19 protein-coding genes are annotated in these 17,526 nt (G+C 70.1%); 13 read left to right on the plus strand and 6 right to left on the minus strand.

The genetic code is table 11. The annotated features are described in order from the left end of the window. Positions 1-864: a TIGR03620 family F420-dependent LLM class oxidoreductase gene (locus AC069H_RS15115; protein ID WP_478232661.1), complete on the plus strand. Its 864-nt coding sequence runs from the start codon at positions 1-3 to the stop codon at positions 862-864. Here AC069H_RS15115 and AC069H_RS15120 read toward each other — a convergent pair. From AC069H_RS15120 to AC069H_RS15130, 3 genes are read right to left on the minus strand one after another with little or no spacing between them, the layout of a single operon-like run. Next, positions 861-1,559, minus strand: coding sequence for an SDR family oxidoreductase (locus tag AC069H_RS15120; protein ID WP_478232662.1), 699 nt, complete (start codon positions 1,557-1,559; stop codon positions 861-863). The genes AC069H_RS15115 and AC069H_RS15120 overlap by 4 nt on opposite strands. Next, entirely contained in the window at positions 1,556-2,008 is a 453-nt protein-coding gene (locus tag AC069H_RS15125) for an SRPBCC family protein (protein WP_478232663.1), read from the minus strand. Before AC069H_RS15125 ends, AC069H_RS15120 begins: the two co-directional genes overlap by 4 nt. A gap of 37 nt (positions 2,009-2,045) precedes the next feature. After that, positions 2,046-2,984, minus strand: coding sequence for an NADP-dependent oxidoreductase (locus AC069H_RS15130; protein ID WP_478232664.1), 939 nt, complete (start codon positions 2,982-2,984; stop codon positions 2,046-2,048). 103 nt (positions 2,985-3,087) lie between these two features. Here AC069H_RS15130 and AC069H_RS15135 point away from each other — a divergent pair, with 103 nt between their 5' ends. From AC069H_RS15135 to AC069H_RS15165, 7 genes are all read left to right on the plus strand, one after another. Beyond that, on the plus strand, positions 3,088-3,519 hold the full coding sequence (locus AC069H_RS15135; RefSeq protein WP_478228369.1) for a winged helix-turn-helix transcriptional regulator: 432 nt from the start codon (positions 3,088-3,090) through the stop codon (positions 3,517-3,519). Between the two features lie 9 nt (positions 3,520-3,528). Next, positions 3,529-4,509 (plus strand): helix-turn-helix transcriptional regulator, encoded by a 981-nt coding sequence (locus tag AC069H_RS15140; protein ID WP_478232665.1) that lies wholly within the window; start codon positions 3,529-3,531, stop codon positions 4,507-4,509. Beyond that, the gene (locus AC069H_RS15145) at positions 4,506-5,483 is read left to right on the plus strand and encodes a helix-turn-helix transcriptional regulator (RefSeq protein WP_478228346.1); all 978 of its coding nucleotides are present in this window, start codon (positions 4,506-4,508) and stop codon (positions 5,481-5,483) included. The genes AC069H_RS15140 and AC069H_RS15145 overlap by 4 nt, the downstream gene beginning before the upstream one ends. 9 nt (positions 5,484-5,492) lie before the next feature. Next, positions 5,493-5,702 carry a bacteriophage holin gene (locus tag AC069H_RS15150; RefSeq protein WP_005150907.1) on the plus strand — a complete coding sequence of 70 codons (210 nt, stop codon included), beginning with the start codon at positions 5,493-5,495 and terminating at the stop codon, positions 5,700-5,702. A 38-nt stretch (positions 5,703-5,740) separates the two neighbouring features. Further along, entirely contained in the window at positions 5,741-6,073 is a 333-nt protein-coding gene (gene tatA / locus AC069H_RS15155; protein WP_034306661.1) for a Sec-independent protein translocase subunit TatA, read from the plus strand. Positions 6,074-6,168: 95 nt separating this feature from the next. Next, entirely contained in the window at positions 6,169-7,140 is a 972-nt protein-coding gene (gene tatC / locus AC069H_RS15160) for a twin-arginine translocase subunit TatC (RefSeq protein ID WP_478232666.1), read from the plus strand. Positions 7,141-7,147: 7 nt separating this feature from the next. Continuing rightward, on the plus strand, positions 7,148-8,023 hold the full coding sequence (locus AC069H_RS15165) for a diacylglycerol/lipid kinase family protein (RefSeq protein WP_478232667.1): 876 nt from the start codon (positions 7,148-7,150) through the stop codon (positions 8,021-8,023). Between the two features lie 53 nt (positions 8,024-8,076). Here the strand turns inward: AC069H_RS15165 and AC069H_RS15170 are convergent, their stop codons facing one another. After that, positions 8,077-8,583, minus strand: a complete 507-nt coding sequence (locus tag AC069H_RS15170; protein ID WP_478232668.1) for a hypothetical protein — start codon at positions 8,581-8,583, stop codon at positions 8,077-8,079. A gap of 111 nt (positions 8,584-8,694) precedes the next feature. On the opposite strand from AC069H_RS15170, the gene AC069H_RS15175 reads away from it, so the two are divergent. The 5 genes from AC069H_RS15175 (at position 8,695) to AC069H_RS15195 (ending at position 15,458) form a co-directional block, all read left to right on the plus strand. Next, positions 8,695-11,472: a DEAD/DEAH box helicase gene (locus AC069H_RS15175; RefSeq protein WP_478228350.1), complete on the plus strand. Its 2,778-nt coding sequence runs from the start codon at positions 8,695-8,697 to the stop codon at positions 11,470-11,472. Between the two features lie 271 nt (positions 11,473-11,743). Further along, positions 11,744-12,520, plus strand: coding sequence for a DUF4333 domain-containing protein (locus tag AC069H_RS15180; protein WP_478232669.1), 777 nt, complete (start codon positions 11,744-11,746; stop codon positions 12,518-12,520). A 40-nt stretch (positions 12,521-12,560) separates the two neighbouring features. Further along, on the plus strand, positions 12,561-13,760 hold the full coding sequence (locus AC069H_RS15185; protein ID WP_478232670.1) for a GNAT family N-acetyltransferase: 1,200 nt from the start codon (positions 12,561-12,563) through the stop codon (positions 13,758-13,760). Between the two features lie 34 nt (positions 13,761-13,794). Then, positions 13,795-14,193: a DUF4333 domain-containing protein gene (locus tag AC069H_RS15190; protein ID WP_478228353.1), complete on the plus strand. Its 399-nt coding sequence runs from the start codon at positions 13,795-13,797 to the stop codon at positions 14,191-14,193. Between the two features lie 44 nt (positions 14,194-14,237). Then, entirely contained in the window at positions 14,238-15,458 is a 1,221-nt protein-coding gene (locus tag AC069H_RS15195; protein WP_478232671.1) for a GNAT family N-acetyltransferase, read from the plus strand. 117 nt (positions 15,459-15,575) lie between these two features. On the opposite strand, the gene AC069H_RS15200 is transcribed toward AC069H_RS15195, so the two are convergent. After that, positions 15,576-16,544, minus strand: coding sequence for a pirin family protein (locus AC069H_RS15200; protein ID WP_478232672.1), 969 nt, complete (start codon positions 16,542-16,544; stop codon positions 15,576-15,578). Further along, a complete protein-coding gene (locus AC069H_RS15205) occupies positions 16,541-17,485 on the minus strand; it encodes a 5'-3' exonuclease (protein WP_478228356.1) in 945 nt (314 codons plus the stop codon). The genes AC069H_RS15200 and AC069H_RS15205 overlap by 4 nt, the downstream gene beginning before the upstream one ends. Between the last annotated feature and the right edge of the window lie 41 nt (positions 17,486-17,526).

A 17,526-nucleotide genomic window follows, 5' to 3' on the forward strand; every position in this document is an offset into this window, starting at 1 on the left:
ATGGAACTGGGGCGTTTCGGGATCTGGACGTTCGACTTCGAGGATCAGCCCGCGAGCATGATCCGGGATTCGGTGCGAGAACTGGAAGAACTCGGCTGGCCCGCGATCTGGATCCCGGAACGGGACGGCCGCGAAGCGCTGACCCACGCCGGATTCCTGCTCGCGTCCACCGAACAGATGGCCGTGGTCAACGGGATCGCGCGCATCGACTCCCGTGGGTCCCGCTGGACCCGTGGCGCGGCGCTCCTGCTCGCCGACGCGTATCCGGGCAGGCATGTCCTCGGGCTCGGCTTCGGTGGCGCGCGTCCCGGCGTCAAGCCGCTGGAGGCGATGAACACCTACCTCGACGAACTCGACGCTGTCACCAGCGCGAACCCGCTGCCCGCTCGGCCGATCCGGCGGCTGTTGGCGGCGTACGGGCCGAAAATGCTCGGGCTCGCCCGCGACCGGTCCGAGGGCGCGCACACCTACCACGTGCCGGTGTCGCACACCGCCCAGGCGAGGGAAGTGCTGGGGGAGAAGGCCTTCCTCGGCGTCGAGCACGCCGTGCTGTTCGAAACCGACCCGGGCAAGGCGCGTGCGATCGCCCGCGACCATCTGCACGCCTACCTGACGTCGAAGTACAACGTGGCCAAGTTCCTCCGCCTCGGCTACACCGAAGCCGACATCGACGGCGGTCGAGGCAGCGACCGGCTCGTCGACGATCTCGTGTTCTGGGGCGACCTCGGCACCGTCACCGCGAAACTGCACGGCCACCTCGACGCGGGCGCCGACCACGTCGGCGTCCAGGTCATCGGCATCGAACCCGGCGAATCGGCCATGCCGCACTGGCGGCGGCTGGCCGACTCGCTGCTGCCGCGCTAGCGGACCTGGCCGGTCGGGCGGACCACGACCTCGTTGATGTCGACCGAGGGCGGCTGCTCCAGCGCGAAGAGCACCGCCCTCGCGATGTCGTCGGGTTCCAGTTTCGGCTTGGACTTCGAGTCCTCGGGGATCATCGAGGTGTCGACCAGTCCCGGCTGCACGACGGTGACCCGCACGCCGGTGCCGATGGCCTCCTCGCGGATGGACCCGGCGAGCCCGGTCACCGCCCATTTCGTGGCCGAGTAGAGGTTCCCGGGCCGGTGGTAGCGCCCGGCGACCGAGCCGGTGAGCACGAGGTGCCCCTTCGATTCCGCCAGTGACGGAAGGGCCGCCCGCGCGGTGAGGGCGGTGCCGTAGACGTTCGTCAGCACCATGTCCCGCCACTGTTCGGGGTCCGCGCCGCCGTCGCCGAAGAACGAGACGACGACGCTTTGTCCCGCGTTGGCGAACACCGCGTCCAGCCGGCCGAAGGTGTTCTTCACCGTCTCGACGGCCGCGGAGATCGATCCCCATTCGGTGACGTCCGCCGCGACCGCGAGGGCCCGCTCCTCGCCGAGCTCGGCGACGAGCGGGAGCAGCGCCTCGCGGTCGCGGGAGAGCAACGCCAGCCGGAATCCGGCCGTCGCGGCCCGGCGCGCGGTGGCCGCGCCGATGCCGCGGGAAGCACCGGTGATCAGCAGTACTCGCTCGTTCATGCCTCCAAACTAGGCGGCGTGTAGGTGTCCCATACGGGCACCGGTTCGCCGGCGAGCGCGGCGCCCAGCCGGTCGAGGTAGAAATGCCAGCCCTTGGCGATATCCGAGGTGTCCCAGTCGGGCCGGGGCATCCGATGCACGAAGTCGAGCACCGTTCCCTCTCCGCGCGGCGTCAGGGTCAGCTCCACCCGCCAGGTCGGCTCGCCGGTGTTGTGCAGATCCATGACCAGCCGTTTCGGCGGATCGCATTCGCGGATGACGGCGGGACCCGGCTCGGAGCCCTCCTCGGCGGTCATCGACAGCATGATCGTGTTGCCGACTCCGGCTTCGCCCGTCCAGGTGCCGATCCAGCGGGCCGTGCGCTCGGAATCGGTGAGCGCCGACCAGACGTCCTCGATGGGGTCCGGGTACTCGCGCCGGAGTTCGAGCCGGGTCTCCTCGTTGTCCATGACGCGAAGATAACCGTAGGCTTAATTAAGCGTCAACTTATTCGTTGGTCAGGACCAGCCTCCCGCGGAGCCCGCCCTCCGCCAGGCGTTCGTGCGCCTTCACCGCCTCGGCCAAGGGCAAGGTGTCCGCGACCCGGAGGATGAGCGCGCCGTCGTCGACCAAGGTCGCCAGCCCGGCGAGCGCCGCGCCGTCGGCGGCTATCCAAACGTGCTCGACCTTGATACCCCGCAACGGAATCGGGGCGGCTCCGGCGGCGAACACGACGAACCGGCCGCGGTTCGCCACCGCGTCCACCGCGTCGAGCCCGAGCAGCGCCGTGTCGAGTGCCGCGTCGACGCCGCCAGGGACCACCGTCCGCACGCGATCGGCGAGGAAATCGCCACGTGACACGAAAACCTCCGCGCCGAAGCCTCGAACCAGCGCCTCGTCGGCCGGGCCGGCGGCCGCCACCACGCGGAATCCCCTCGCCTTGGCCAAGGCGACCGCGTAGCCGCCGACGGCTCCCGCCGCGCCGGTCACCAGAACCGTCGAACCCGATGGCAGGTCGAGCAGATCGAGGGCCTGGACCGCGGTGAGACCGTTCAGCGGCAACGTCGCGGCCTCTGCGAGGGACACCGTCCGCGGGGCGGCGGCGATCGCGTCCGCGTCGAGTACGACGAAATCGGCATACGCGCCGAGCGCGGCTGACGGCCGGTCCAGCAGGCCGATCACGCTGTCGCCGGCGGCGAACCCGGTGACGCCGCCGCCCACGGCGTCGACAGTCCCGGCCACGTCCCAGCCGATCCCGACCCGCTCACGCGGCGGGATGATCCCCGCCTCGGTCAGGAAACCCGACCGGGTCCCGGCGTCGACCGGGTTGACCCCGGCCGCGGCCACCTTCACTCGTACCTGACCGGGCCCCGGTGCCGGCACCGGGACTTCGGCGAACTCCAGGACTTCCGGCCCGCCGAACCGGCGGACCACCACTGCGCGCATCGTTCTCCTCCCGGGAATCGTTCACGGCGAACGTATGGGGAGTTACTCTCCTTCGGGAAGTACGCACCTCGAGGTGCCCAACCCACACGGAGGTACGCGCACCGTGGTCACGCGCACGGCACAGGAACGCCGGGACGAACAGAAACGGGCCTACGACGCCTACCTCGCGGCCTGTCCCGCCCGGAAACTGCTCGACGAGGTCTCGGGCAAATGGGTGAGCCTCGTCCTCGTCGCCCTCGGCGACGGACCCCAGCGCTACAGCGACCTCTCGCGCCGGATCGCCGGCGTCAGCCAGAAGATGCTCACGCAGACCCTGCGGACCCTCGAACGGGACGGCCTCCTGACCCGCACGGTGACACCCTGCGTGCCGGTCCGCGTGGACTACGAACTGACCGAGCTCGGCCGGAGCCTCCGGCAGCTGCTGGCCGGGATCAAGGACTGGGCCGAGACCCGGTTCGACGAGGTCGAGACCGCCAGGGATCGTTACGACGCGCGATCGGCGGCTGTCACCATCGGGTCGGACGGCGCGGGCTAGGGTAGCCGGGTGTCCACCGCACGCGCCGAACGTCTGGTCAACCTGGTTCTGGCCCTTCTGTCCACCCGGCAGTACCTCACCGCCGAGCGGATCCGGGGCATCGTGCCCGGGTACGCCGACGCGGCCAGCGACGAGGCGTACTTCCGCATGTTCGAGCGCGACAAGACCGAACTGCGCGAACTCGGCATCCCGTTGGAGACCGGCCGCAATTCCGCCTTCGACGCGATCGACGGCTACCGCATCGCGCGCCGCGACTACGAACTCGGCGAGATCGACCTGGCGCCCGACGAGGCGACCGCGGTCGGCCTCGCCGTCCGGCTGTGGGATTCCCCGGAACTGACCGGTGAGGCGCAAGGCGCGCTGGTGAAACTCCGCGCCGCCGGGGTCGAGGTCGACGACCACGCCCCGACCGTCGTCGAACCCCGCGTCCGCGCCGAACCGGCGTTCGGCCCGCTGCTCGCCGCCGTCCAAGCCGGGCGGGCGGTGCGTTTCGAGTACCGCCGCAGTGGTTCGGCCGAACGCAAGATCCGCACCCTCGAACCGTGGGGCGTGGTGTCGTGGAAGGGCCGCTGGTACGTCGTCGGGCACGACAGGGACCGCGGTGCGCCCCGGTGCTTCCGCCTCTCGCGCGTGACCGGGAAGGTCGACGCCTTCGGCGCGACCGGCGTCGTCGAACGCCCGGAAGGGGTCAACCTGCTGCGGATGGTCTCCGCCAGCAGTGGCGAGGACCCGTCCGCGCCGACCACCGCCAGTGTCTGGGTCGCCGACGGCCGGGCCGCCGGGGTCCGTCGCCGCGGCCGGGTGGTCGGCCGCAGCGACGCCGGGGGAGAAGAAGGCGATCTCGTGGAGATCGAGCTGTACTACCCCGAATCCGCCGCCGACTGGCTCACCGCGCACGGGCCGGACGTCCTCGTCCTCGAACCAGAGGTGCTCGCGAAGTCGGTCTTCAGCCGCCTCGAAGCCATCGCGCACGCCGGCGGTGCCCGATGAGCACCACCGGACGGATGCCGCGGCTGCTCGCGCTCGTGCCGTATCTCCTCGCGCGGCCCGGGATCAAGATCGACGACGCCGCCCACGACTTCGACGTCACACCCAAGCAGCTGCGCAAGGACCTCGAACTGCTGTGGATGTGCGGGCTGCCCGGCTACGGCCCCGGCGACCTGATCGACCTCTCTTTCGAGGGCGACACGATCGTCGTCACGCATGACGCGGGCATGAACCGCCCGCTGCGGCTCACCGGCGGCGAGGCGACGGCCATGCTCGTCGCGCTGCGCGCGCTGGCCGAGACGCCCGGGGTGGTCGACGCCGACGCGGTCCGCCGGGCCATCGCGAAGATCGAGGTGGCCGCGGGGCAGGCCCAGCCGTCGGGGATCGTCGTCGGCGGGGGAGTGCGGGAAGGCAAGAAGACGGCAGGCACGCGCGAAGCCGTCCGGGCCGCTCTCACGGCGAAGCGCGCGTTGCGGATCCGGTACTACACGGCGTCGAAGGACGAGATCACCGAACGCACCGTCGATCCGATGCGGCTGCTCATCGTCCAGGCGGTCGGCTACCTCGAAGCGTGGTGCCGCCGCGCCGAGGGTGTCCGGCTGTTCCGCCTCGACCGGATCGATGAGCTCACCGTGCTGGACGAACCCGCCGTCCCGCCGGCGCACGCACAGCCCACTGACATTTCCGATGGTGTTTTCCGCCCGCGTCCCGATCAGCAGGAAGCCGTTCTCGTCCTCGACCCCGACGCACGCTGGGTAGCCGAGTACTACCCCTGTGAGGAGCTCGACGAGCTCGACGGCGGGCGGCTGCGCATCCGGATGCGGTACGCCGACGAATCGTGGATGGTCCGGCTCATTCTGGGGCTGGGCGGAGACGCGCAGGTCGAAAGCCCGGTCGCGCTCGCAGAGGCAGTTCGTCAACGGGCGGCCGACGCACTGGCCCGGGCTCGTCACCTAACGTCAACCTACGAGCAGTAGGGTGACGCCGTGTCGTACCTGCCGAGCATCGCGCTCGCCGTCGCCGGGCTCATCCTGCTCTTTGTTCTGCTAATCAAATTACGCAGAGTCTTGCGCGTACTCACCCATACGATGAGCATGGTGGCTACGAACACCCGAAAACGGACAGGGCTCCTTCGCGCCCGGTCGGCCGCGCTGCGCGTGGCGATCGCGCAACGACGTGGGCTCGAAGACCGGTAACATCACACACGAGAGACTCGAGAAGGAGGCCGCAAACGATGAACGCGCTGCAGCCGTGGCACATCATCATCCTGGTGCTCGTCGTTGTTCTGCTGTTCGGCGCCAAGAGGCTTCCGGACGCCGCGCGGTCCATCGGCAAGTCCATGAAGATCTTCAAGGCCGAGACCAAGGACATGGCCGGAGACAAGGACAAGGCCGCCGAGGCCGAAGAGGTCGAGACCAAGCAGCTGCCGCAGGCCACCACGCCCGCGCCCGCCGCGACCGCGCAGGACAAGCAGGTCGCCGACCTCCAGCGTCAGCTCGACGAGCTCAAGAAGCAGCAGGCCGCCGCGCCCGCTCCGGCCGAGCAGGCGCAGAAGAACGCCAGCTGAGCGGTCTTTAGTTAGCCAAGCGGAGCCTGTTCGCGGATGAGCGCGCCGAAGTGCCGGCGCGCTCATGGTGGACCCTGACGAGAACGGACTGTCCAGTGGCGGATTCCGCCTCCGGTGAGGAGCGCCGCGGCACGAAGCGGCGCAAGCGCAGCCGTCGGGCCAACCCCGACGGCACGATGACGCTCATCGAGCACATCTACGAGTTCCGGCGCCGTCTGGGCTTCGCGCTGCTCGCCATCCTGGCGGGCGGGATCATCGGTTTCCTCTGGTTCCAGACCAGGGTGGGCCCGATCCCGTCGCTCGGCCAGATCATGACCGGGCCGTACTGCGGCATCCCGTACCAGCGCAGGCTCGGCGGGGAACCCGACGGTCCCTGCCAGCTGCTTCAGACGGTTCCGTTCGAAGCCTTCATGATCCAGCTGAAGGTCGGTCTCGCCGCGGGCGCGGTCCTGCTCGCCCCGCTGTGGCTCTACCAGATCTGGGCGTTCATCGCGCCCGGCCTCTACTCGAAGGAGCGCAAGTACGCGCTCACCTTCGTCTTCTTCGCGTCGATCCTGTTCGCCGCCGGCGCCGTGCTGGCGTACCTGCTCATCCCGCACGCTCTCGAGCTGCTGATGAACTTCGGTGGCGACCAGTTCATCACCGCCCTCACCGGTGACAAGTACATCTCGTTCATCCTGTCGCTGCTGCTGATCTTCGGCGTCAGTTTCGAACTCCCGCTGTTCGTGGTGATGCTGAACCGCGTCGGCGTCCTCAAGTACCAGACGCTGAAGAAGTGGCGCCGCGGCCTGATCATGGTCGTGTTCGTCTTCGCCGCGTTCGCGACGCCCGGTTCGGACCCGTTCTCGATGCTCGCCCTGGCCGGCGCGCTGGTGGTGCTCCTGGAGCTCTCGATCCAGATCGCGCGCTTCCACGACCGCAAGCTCGACAAGGTGCGCGGCACCGAGGGCTGGGACAAGCTCGCCGACGACGAGGCCGCGCCGTTCGACTACACGCCGAGCACCATCGACGAGGAACCGTCGGCCGCCACGAACGGCAAGCGCACCAGCACCGACGACGTCACCTGAGCCGGGGATGCACGCGGCGCTGGCCGTCCACCCCGCCTCCGGTGACGGGGCCGCGGGACGGCTGCTGGAGTCGGTCGCGGCGCGGCTGCGGCCCGTCGTGGACCGGCTCGACGTCCTCGTCGCCCACACGGTCGAGGAATCCCGCGCGCTGACGACCGACTCGCGCGCGGCCGGGCTGGACGTCCTCGTCGTCCTCGGTGGTGACGGTGCGGCGCACCAAGGCGTGCAGTTCTGCGCCGAATCCGGCGTCGCACTCGGGCTCGTCCCCGCGGGTACCGGCAACGACTTCGCCAGGGCACTCGGCATCCCCGATCGGCCGCACGCCGCCGCCGATCTCGTCGCGAGGCGGATCGCGGAGGGGAAACGACGGAGGATCGATCTCGGCCGGGCGGGTGGCGAATGGTTCGCCACGGTGCTGTGCTCGGGTTTCGACGCCCTCGTCACCGAACGAGCCAACCGGCTGACCTGGCCTCGCGGCCCGCGCCGCTACGACGTCGCGATCCTCGCCGAACTCGCCGCCTTCCGGCCCCGGCCGGTCGTGCTCCGCACGGACGTCGAGACACTCGAACTCGACGCCACCATGATCGCCGTCGGCAACACCCCGTTCTACGGTGGCGGCATGCCGATCTGCCCCGGGGCGGACCCCGAAGACGGTCTGTTCGACGTCACCGTCGTCGGCAACGCGACCCGGCGCGACCTGCTCCGCATGCTGCCCGGAGTCCGGGCCGGGCAGCACATCGCGCATCCGGCGGTCCGGACCCTCAAAGCCAGTCAGATCCATCTGGCGGGCAGCGACCTGCCCGTGTACGCCGACGGCGAGCCGCTGGGCAGGCTGCCGATCGACGTCACCTGTGTTCCCGGCGCGCTCACCGTCGTCGGGTGAGCCCGGCGTAGCACCCGCTCGCCACACCAGTCCGCGGAACGTCGCGGCAGACATCAGTTCGCCGCGCGGGAAGAACACCCCGCCGCAGCGGTGGCAGAACCACGCCTGCCGCCAGTACTCCAGCGCGTCGGGGATGCCCCGCCGGATCCGCGCGTTGCGCCGCAGCCTGAGCACGAACAGCACGGCGAACAGCGCGACCAGCGCGAAGGCACCGAACGGGAAGATCGACGCTCCGATGAACTGCGCGACCCGGACGTCGGCGCGACGTTCTCGTCGAGCACGTCGGTGGCGAACGCGAGGAACACGAACGCGGGGATTAGCATGACCAGCACGAGCGCCAGGAAGCAGCCGCCGCGGAGCACCGGGTAAGGGGAGAGGGAGGCCGCGGTGGCGGTCACCGACACGCCGGTGTGCGTCGTCGCGGTGTAGACCACGCCGTCGCCCGCCGGGATGGCCGTCATGCCGCCTTGCACCCGGTAGGTCGTCTGCCCGCTCTGGAACACCGCCGGCACACTCTGCACTTGGTCGACCTGCGCGCATTGCGGGCAAGCGATCTCCATGGGTCCCCTCTCGATCTCGGATCCGGCCCTTGGATGACACAGGGGTGGCGGCCGTTCCCGAGATCGTCACACCGAGTGCGAACTGTCGGTGGGGTATGGAACCCTGACGAAGTGGTCAATAGCCCTTCTCAGACCCCGGCCGAGGCCTACGCGGCCTCCCAGCGCCGCGCTCGATACCCCCAGCTGACCCGCTTCGCGGCGGAATCGTCGTTCGAATTCGACGACTTCCAGGTCCGCGGCTGCGAGGCGCTCGAAGACGGTCACGGCGTGCTCGTCTGCGCGCCCACCGGCGCCGGGAAGACCGTGGTCGGCGAGTTCGCGGTGCATCTCGCCCTCGCCGAGGGTCGCAAATGCTTCTACACGACACCGATCAAGGCGTTGTCGAACCAGAAGTACGCCGACCTCGTCGGCCGCTATGGGGCCGACGCCGTCGGCCTGCTGACCGGCGACACCTCGATCAACGGCAACGCGCAGGTCGTGGTCATGACCACCGAGGTCCTCCGCAACATGCTGTACGCCGGGTCCTCGACCATCGGCGAGCTCGCGTACGTGGTGATGGACGAGGTCCACTACCTCGCCGACCGGTTCCGCGGTGCCGTCTGGGAAGAGGTCATCCTCCACCTGCCCGAACACGTCCGGGTCGTCGGCCTGTCGGCCACGGTGAGCAACGCCGAGGAGTTCGGCGAATGGCTCGTCGAGGTCCGCGGCGACACCACCGTCGTCGTCGACGAGCACCGGCCGGTGCCGCTGTGGCAGCACATGCTGGTCGGCAACCGGCTGCTGGACCTGTTCGCAGGCCAGGAGGAACACGCGCCGGGCGCCGAACTGCGGATCAACCCCAGCCTGCTTCGCCGCACCGAGGAGATCGGCGGGCGTTTCGCCCCGGCCGGGTTGCGCGGGCCGAGAGGACGGCGAGGGGCGCCGTCGCGGATGCCGCGGTATCGGCCGCCGTCCCGCACCGACACGGTCGAGCGGCTGGACAACGCCGGGTTGCTCCCCGCCATCGTGTTCATCTTCTCCCGCGCCGGCTGTGACGCCGCCGTCGGTCAGTGCGTCCGGTCCGGCTTGCGGCTCAACGGCCCCGAAGAGGTCGAGAAGGTCCGCCGCATCGTCGCCGAGCGCACCAAGGACCTCCCCGAAGGCGACCTCGGCGTCCTCGGCTTCTGGGAATGGCGTGAGGCGCTCGAACGCGGTATCGCCGGGCACCACGCCGGGCTGCTCCCGGCGTTCAAGGAAACCGTCGAGGAGCTGTTCGTCCAGGGCCTGGTGAAGGTCGTCTTCGCCACCGAAACGCTCGCGCTCGGCATCAACATGCCCGCGCGCACCGTGGTGCTGGAGCGGCTGGTGAAGTACAACGGCGAGGCGCACGTCGACCTGACGCCGGGGGAGTACACGCAGCTCACCGGGCGGGCCGGACGGCGCGGCATCGACGTCGAAGGCCACGCGGTCGTCGCCTGGCAGCCGGGAATCGACCCGAAGCAGGTCGGCGGGCTGGCCTCGACCAGGACGTACCCGCTGCGGTCGTCCTTCCGGCCCGGCTACAACATGGCGGTGAACCTGGTCGCCCAGGTCGGCGCCGAAGAGGCCCGTGACCTGCTGGAACAGTCGTTCGCGCAGTTCCAGGCCGACCGGTCGGTGGTCGGGACGGCCCGGCGGATCGAGCGGAACAAGGAGGCCCTGCGGGGCTACACCTCGGCCATCACCGGCGATTTCGACCAGATGCTGGAGTACGTCGAGTTGCGGGCGAAGATCTCCGCCCGGGAGAAGGCGCTGTCGCGTCAGAACACCTCCGCCCGCCGTGCGGGAACCGCCGAATCGCTGGAGAAGCTCCGGAAGGGCGATGTCATCGCCGTCCCCGCCGGGCGGCGCGCCGGGCTGGCGGTGGTCGTCGACCCGGGGCTCGACCCGATCCGCGAACCGCGGCCCGTCGTGGTCACCGAGGACCGCTGGTCCGGGCCGCTCTCGGTCTCCGACTTCCCGTCGCCGGTCGAGGCGCTGGGGAACATCAAGCTGCCGAAGCACATCGAGCTGCGCTCGCCCAAGACCCGGCGGGATATCGCTTCGAGTCTGCGCAACGCGGGAATCTCCTTGCCTGGCAGGCAAAAGCGCCGAGCTGGGGCCAATGAGGACGGTGAGCTGGCCGCGCTGCGGCGGGCGCTGCGCGCGCATCCGTGCCACGGCCTCGCCGAACGCGAGGCGAACCTGCGCTGGGTCGAGCGGTACCAGCGGCTCACGGCCGAGACCGAGCAACTGGAACGCAAGGTCGCGGCGACCACGCACTCGCTCGCGCGTGCCTTCGACCGCATCCTGCGGCTCCTCGGCGAACGCGGGTACCTCGGCCCCGAGTCGAAGGGCGACGGCGAGAACCGTGTCACCGAACACGGGAAGCGGCTCACCCGGCTCTACAGCGAGTCCGATCTGCTCGCCGCCGAGTGCATCCGGCACGGCGTCTGGAAAGGACTGGCGCCCGCCGAACTCGCCGCCGTCGTCTCGACGCTGGTCTTCGAGGCACGCCGGGACACCGCGGGGGAGCCCCGCCTGCCCGCGGGCAAGGTGCTCGACGCCTGGCAGGCGACCACGCGGCTGTGGATGGAGCTCACCGAGGACGAGCGGCGCCACAAACTGGACCGCACCCGCGAACCCGACGCCGGTTTCGCCTGGCCCGTCTACCGATGGGCGCGCGGCGAATCGCTGGAGAAGGTCCTCACCGCCGCCGAGGCGAACGGGCAGGAGCTGTCGGCCGGTGACTTCGTGCGCTGGGCGCGGCAGGTCATCGACCTGCTGGACCAGATCCGCGACGTCCTCGGGAAGGCGGACCCGGTCGGAGCGGCGGCCTCGGACGCGGTGAAGGCGTTGCGGCGTGGAGTCGTGGCGGCCGGCGGCGCGTGACCGTCCGTGAAGGCCTCCTTGCCTACCTTCAGGGTAAGTAAGGAGGCCTTCACTACGCGCGAGACCACCACCCCTCGCGGAGAGCCCATCTCCACACCCAGGAGTTGGGCTGACCGGCGGAATGGAAGCGCGTCCGGTGTGAGCACGGTCGCGGCGAGTTGCCCCGACACCGGCCGGGAACAGTGGGCAGGGGCGCCGACCTGTGGTTGGATCGCCCACGACGGCCATGCAGGTCGGCCGGTGACGATGGCGGAACAGGCGGAGGCGAACGATGAGCACGCCGTATGGCGGCAACGACCCGCAGCAGCAGCCCCAATGGGGGCAGCAGCCGGGCTACGGGCAACAGCCGGGCGGCGCTCAACCGCCGAGCGGCCCGCAGCAGCAACCGCAGTGGGGCCAGCAGCCGCAGTACGACCCGTCGCAGACCCAGCAGCAACAGCCGCAGTGGGGTCAGCAGCCCGCCCCCTACGACCCGTCCCAGCAGCAGCCGGGCTACCCGCAGCAGCAGGACCCGTCGCAGACGCAGCAACAGCAGCCGCAGTGGGGTCAGCAGCCGCAGTACGGCCAGCAGCCGGGATATCCGCAGAGCGGGCCCCAGCAGCAACCCGGCTACCCCCAGAGCGGCCCGCAGCAACAGGCGCAGTACGGGCAGCAGCAGCCCGGCCAGTACGACTACGGCCAGAGCCAGTTCCCAGGCACCCAGGGCGAGGCGCAGGACAAGCCGAAGTCCAAGAAGGGCCTGTTCGTCGGGATCGGCGCGCTCGTGGTGATCATCGCCGCGGTCGGCATCCTCGGCTTCGTCACGCCGGGCTGGTTCAACACCCAGGTGTTCAACAACACGCAGATGCAGACCGACGTGCAGAAGCTGCTCACCGAGACCTACGGGATCAAGGAGATCAGCGCGGTCACCTGCCCCTCCGGCCAGGAGGTCAAGGACGGCGTGAAGTTCACCTGCACCGCCACGATCGAGGGCAAGCCACAGGAGGTGCCGATCACCGTGAAGGGTGACACCGGCAACTACGAGGTCTCTCCGCCCGCCATCAAATAACGGCGGGCGCCGCGCGCGGTCGATCCTGCATGATCGTGTCATGAGCGACTTCTCAGTGCGGCGGCTGCGGTCCGACGAGGAACGGACCGCGACCGATTTGTTCAGGCGCGCCTTGCACGCCAAGGAGATGACCGACGAGGAATGGTCGGCCATCGCCCCGTCGATGCAGCCGGACCGCGGGTTCGGCGCGTTCGACCAGGAGCTGATCGGCACCCTCCGGTCGTTCGATTCGGAAGTGACCCTGCCCGGCGGCGGCACCACGCCGCTCGCCGCGGTCAGCCTCGTCGGCGTCCGCGCCGACCGGACCCGCCGCGGCGTGCTGACCGGATTGATGCGCGCGCAGTTCGAGGATTTCGCCGCTCGGGGCGTTCCCGCGGCGATGCTGCACGCGTCCGAAGGCGCCATCTACGGCAGGTTCGGCTACGGCGTCGCCGTGCGGGCGAAGTCGATCGAGGTCGACAGGCACCGGGCCCGCTTCCGGCCCGAGGCGCCCACTGGCGGTGAGATCTCCTTGCTGGATCTGGAAAGCACTGTCGAGCAATGGCCTTCGCTCTTCGACGCGCTGCCGCGCACCCGGCCGGGGATGATCGCGCGGAGCCCGCATCTGTGGCCGGGCTACGAACGGGAACTGCGCCGGGCGACCACGCCGGTCACGACCGCGGTGCATCGCGGCCAGGACGGGGTCGACGGCTATGTCACCTACACCGTCGAGAGGGCTCATTTCGGCGCTCCGGCGCTCCTGAAGGTCCAGTCGTTCCACTACGCGAGTCCTGACGCGTTCGCGGGGTTGTGGCGCTACCTGGTGTCCGTGGACCTGGTCGACCTCATCACCGCCGAGAAGCGGCCGCTCGACGAGCCGGTCGAGTTGCTGTTCAGCGACCCGCGGCACGTGACGGTGCAGAAGATCCAGGACGAAGGCTGGCTCCGGCTGGTCGACGTCGCGAGGATGCTCGACGCGCGCACGTACCGGGGCGAGCCGGTCGTCATCGAGGTCACGGACCCTTTCCTGGACCACAACTCCGGCCGCTACCGCCTGTCCGAGGACGGCGCCGTCCGCACCACCGACCCGGCGGATCTCGAACTGCACGCCGACACCCTGTCGATGGTGTACCTCGGTGGCTGGCGCCCGTCGGATCTCGCGGCCGCCGGCCGGGTCCGTGCCACCGGTGCGGCCGCTCTGGAGCATGCGGACCTGCTGTTCGGCACGCGGGTCAATCCCTGGTGCGGTACCTTCTTCTGACGTTGGATGATCACACCGGTGGGGGTGGAGAAGCTTGAGCAGGCGAGCCGTCGCGACGGTCGGTCTGTGCTGTGCCGCGTTCGCGATGCTGGCGGCGTGTTCGGACACCCCGGCGCCCACGCCGGCGACGAAGACCGTCACGGTCCCGCCGACGACGAGCCCTGCGCCGGGCACGCCCGCCACGTCCGGCGGTTCGTCCTCCGCCGCTCCGGGCAGAGTCTTCGACCCGCGGACCATGCAGGCGGACGTGCGGAAGATCCTCACCGAGACCTATCAGGTGAGAGACGTCGGCGACGTGCTCTGCCCGGCGAACCAGACGGTCAAGGACGGCAGCACGTTCACCTGCACCGTCCAGGTCGGCGACGAGGGCAAGACCGTGACGATCACCGTCACCGGGGACGACGGCCGCTACGAGGTCGGCGCGCCCGCCTGAAAACGGGTTGGGTTCGGCCGGTCCGCGCGGCAGGATCGGCGGGTATGAGCGAATTCCATGTGCGTGCCGTGGCCGAAGGCGAACAGAGGGCGTGTCTCGGAGTCCTGGCGGAGTCCTTGCACGGCAAGCCTGCTTCGGACGAGGTCTGGGCGAAGATGGCCCCGTCCTGGCCCGCCGCCGGGAAATTCGCCGCGTTCGACGACCACGGCACCCCGGTGGGCATCGCCAGTTCCTTCGAGGTGGAGCTGACCGTCCCGGGTGGACGGAAGCTCGTCACGGCCGCCGTCGACGGTGTCGGCGTCCGCGCAGACTGGACCCGCCGCGGGATCCTCACCGCGATGATGGCCGTACAGCTGGAAGACCTCGCGGCGCGCGGCGTCCCGCTCGCCGCGCTGCACGCGTCGGAAGCGGTGATCTACGGTCGCTTCGGTTACGGCGCGGCCACTTTCTGCAGAGGTGTTTCCGTCGAACGCCCCCGCGCCCGGCTTCGCGACGGCGTGGGGCGGGACGGCGTGGTCAGGTTCGTCACCCCGGCCGAAGCGGTCGAGCGTGTTCCCGCGCTGTACAGCCGATTCGAGGGAACGCGGCCGGGTTTCGTGACCCGGCCGGCCAACTGGTGGCCGGGCTTCTTCGAACGAGTGGTCACCGGGGACGACGGGTATCGCGTAGCCGTCCACAGTGGACCGGACGGCGACGACGGGTTCGTCGTCTACCAGACCATCGACACTCGCGACCGGCAGGCGCCGGAGCGTGGCGCGCTCCTGGACATCCGTGAACTTCATGCCGCCACGCCACAGGCCTGGGCGGGCCTGTGGCGCTTCCTGCTGTCGATCGACCTCGTCTCGGCCGTCGCCGGCCGTGGCCGCCCGCTGGACGAGCCGCTCGCCGAACTGCTCACCGACCCGCGCGCGGTGAACACCACCGAAGTCATCGACGACCTGTGGCTGCGCCTCGTCGACGTCCTCGCGGCGCTGCGGGCACGCTCCTATGGCACCGCCGATCCCGTGGTACTCGAAGTGCACGACAAGCAGCTTCCGGACAACAACGGCCGTTACGTCGTCGGCCCGGACGGCGTGGAACGCACGACCGCCGAGGCCGATCTGCGGCTGGACGTCGCCACGTTGTCGTCGCTGTACCTCGGCCACGGCCTGTTCGGCGATCTGGCCTTGTCCGGCCGGGTCGAGGTACTGGACGAGGCAGCGGCCGCCCGTGCCGACGCGCTGTTCCACACCGCGCGCACGCCTTGGTGCGGAACGTTCTTCTAAGTCGGGCTGCCCGCAGGGCGATCGTGTGTCCGTGAGGGCCTCCTTGCCTACCCTGAAGGTAGTGATGGGGCCCTTCACGGACTTCAGTCCATCCCTAGCGGCTCCGAGGCCGCGCTGCTAAGCCGGGTTGCGGCGAGGTTTGATCCGCACCTGCGGCAGCGTGGGCGCGGGCAGCCACGCGGTGGTGCCCTGATAGCCCTCCACCTGACCGAATCGGTCGGCCTGTGCCTGCCACGCCTCGCGGTACCCGGCGATCTCCTCGTGACTCCGGCCCACGAAGTTCCACCACATGACGAGTTCCTCGGTGAACGGAGTCCCGCCGAGCAGGAGCACCCGAGCCGGTTCGCCACTGGAGTTCGTCAGTTCCAGCCGCTCCGCGCCCGGTGCGAGGTAGGCGAGTTCCCCGGTTCCCAGCGCCACTCCGGCGACCGTGACGGAGCCGATGTCCTGGAGGACACCGTGCTCGAAGGCCGGGTCGACATCGAGCGCCAGGGTCGCTCCGGGCTCCACCGTGAGTTCGGCGCCCAGCAGGGGAGTGAACGCCGGGACCGGTGACGTGGTCCCGGCGAGACTCCCGAGAAAGACCCGGGCGGTCGCGCCGGGCAGGTCGAGCAGTGGCGGCGCGTAGTGCCGGAAGTCCCGAGCGGTGTCGCGATGTTCGTCCGGCAGCGCGATCCAGAGCTGGACGCCGTGCAGCGTCGAGGTGTCCGGTGTGGACACTTCGGAATGCGCGATGCCGTGCCCGGCGGTCATCAGGTTGAGCTCGCCGGGCCGCACCATGGCCCGGGTGCCGATGCTGTCGCGGTGCTCGATCTCGCCGCTGAACAGCCAGCTCGCGGTCTGCAAGCCGGTGTGCGGATGCGGCGCGACGTCCATCCCGCCGGACTCCGAAACGTCCTGCGGGCCGTAGTGGTCGGCGAAACACCAGGCGCCGATCAGGGACCGTTGGCGCTGCGGGAGTGTCCGCCGGACCCGGATGGCGCGCGGACCGCCGAGCGGGACGTCGCGCGGGGTCAGCACGGTGACGCCTTCGCCCGGCCTTTCCCGGCACCGCAGCTCGGCCGGGTCGGCCTCGGTGTTGCTCACGGCTTGGGGAGCGCGGCCAGCAGACGCTCCACCGAACGGCCGAGATTCCAGCGTTCCGCGAGTTCCGCGACCTTGTCCGGGTCGGCGGGCTCGGACGGGACGACGTCCGGACGGGACTGTTCGACCGGTGCGTCGGCGGCGACCCGGACGACGGTCGGGGCGACCGCGAGGTAGTCGGCGGCGTCGGTCAGCCGGAGCCGGGTCTTGAGCGGCACGCGCGAGTCGCCTGCGTCGGACGCCTCGATCAGCTCCTGCAGCGAACCGAACTGGGTGATCAGCTTCGCCGCCGTCTTCTCGCCGATCCCGGCGACGCCGGGCAGCCCGTCCGAGGGGTCTCCGCGCAGCGCCGCCATGTCGGCGTAGCCTGGCCCGGCGTTCCCGGCCGGGATCCCGTACTTCTCCGCGATCTCGTCCGGGCCGAGGACCTCGGCCTTGTTCCAGCCCTTGCCGACGTAGATGACGACCGTGGGCGTCGGTTCATGGCGGACCAGCTGGAAAAGGTCGCGGTCGCCGGTGATGACCTCGACGGGTGACACCTGCTCGCGGATCGCGAGCGCGCCGATGACGTCGTCGGCCTCGTACCCGGCCGCCTCGGCCGTCGCGATCCCGAAGGCCTCCAGCAGTTCCAGGATGATCGGCACCTGGGGCGTCAGGGTGTCCGGCACCTCTTCGACATCGCTGCCTTCCGGGACCTCTTCGGCCACCCGGTGCGCCTTGTAGCTGGGCAGCAGGTCGGTGCGGAACTTCGGCCGCCAGTCCGCGTCGAGGCACGCCACGAGCCGGGAAGGCCGCCGGTCGACGAGGATCCGCGCGACGGTGTCGGTGAACCCGCGCACCGCGTTGACCGGTGTCCCGTCGGGGGCGGTCATCGAATCGGGCAGTGCGTAGAACGAGCGGAAGTAGAGGCTCGCGGAATCGAGGAGAGCGAGTGGTCCGGTCACGCGGACAGCCTGCCATGTCCCGCCCCGGATGTCCGTGAAGG

The organism is Amycolatopsis sp. NPDC043887 (assembly GCF_056435665.1).

Bases quoted from the DNA above. Each gene is read 5' to 3' on its own strand.
- AC069H_RS15115 (WP_478232661.1), top strand. From the start codon at position 1: ATGGAACTGGGGCGTTTCGGGATCTGGACGTTCGACTTCGAGGATCAG.
- AC069H_RS15120 (WP_478232662.1), bottom strand. From the start codon at position 1,559: ATGAACGAGCGAGTACTGCTGATCACCGGTGCTTCCCGCGGCATCGGC.
- AC069H_RS15125 (WP_478232663.1), bottom strand. From the start codon at position 2,008: ATGGACAACGAGGAGACCCGGCTCGAACTCCGGCGCGAGTACCCGGAC.
- AC069H_RS15130 (WP_478232664.1), bottom strand. From the start codon at position 2,984: ATGCGCGCAGTGGTGGTCCGCCGGTTCGGCGGGCCGGAAGTCCTGGAG.
- AC069H_RS15145 (WP_478228346.1), top strand. From the start codon at position 4,506: ATGAGCACCACCGGACGGATGCCGCGGCTGCTCGCGCTCGTGCCGTAT.
- tatA (WP_034306661.1), top strand. From the start codon at position 5,741: ATGAACGCGCTGCAGCCGTGGCACATCATCATCCTGGTGCTCGTCGTT.
- AC069H_RS15165 (WP_478232667.1), top strand. From the start codon at position 7,148: ATGCACGCGGCGCTGGCCGTCCACCCCGCCTCCGGTGACGGGGCCGCG.
- AC069H_RS15170 (WP_478232668.1), bottom strand. From the start codon at position 8,583: ATGGAGATCGCTTGCCCGCAATGCGCGCAGGTCGACCAAGTGCAGAGT.
- AC069H_RS15180 (WP_478232669.1), top strand. From the start codon at position 11,744: ATGAGCACGCCGTATGGCGGCAACGACCCGCAGCAGCAGCCCCAATGG.
- AC069H_RS15185 (WP_478232670.1), top strand. From the start codon at position 12,561: ATGAGCGACTTCTCAGTGCGGCGGCTGCGGTCCGACGAGGAACGGACC.
- AC069H_RS15195 (WP_478232671.1), top strand. From the start codon at position 14,238: ATGAGCGAATTCCATGTGCGTGCCGTGGCCGAAGGCGAACAGAGGGCG.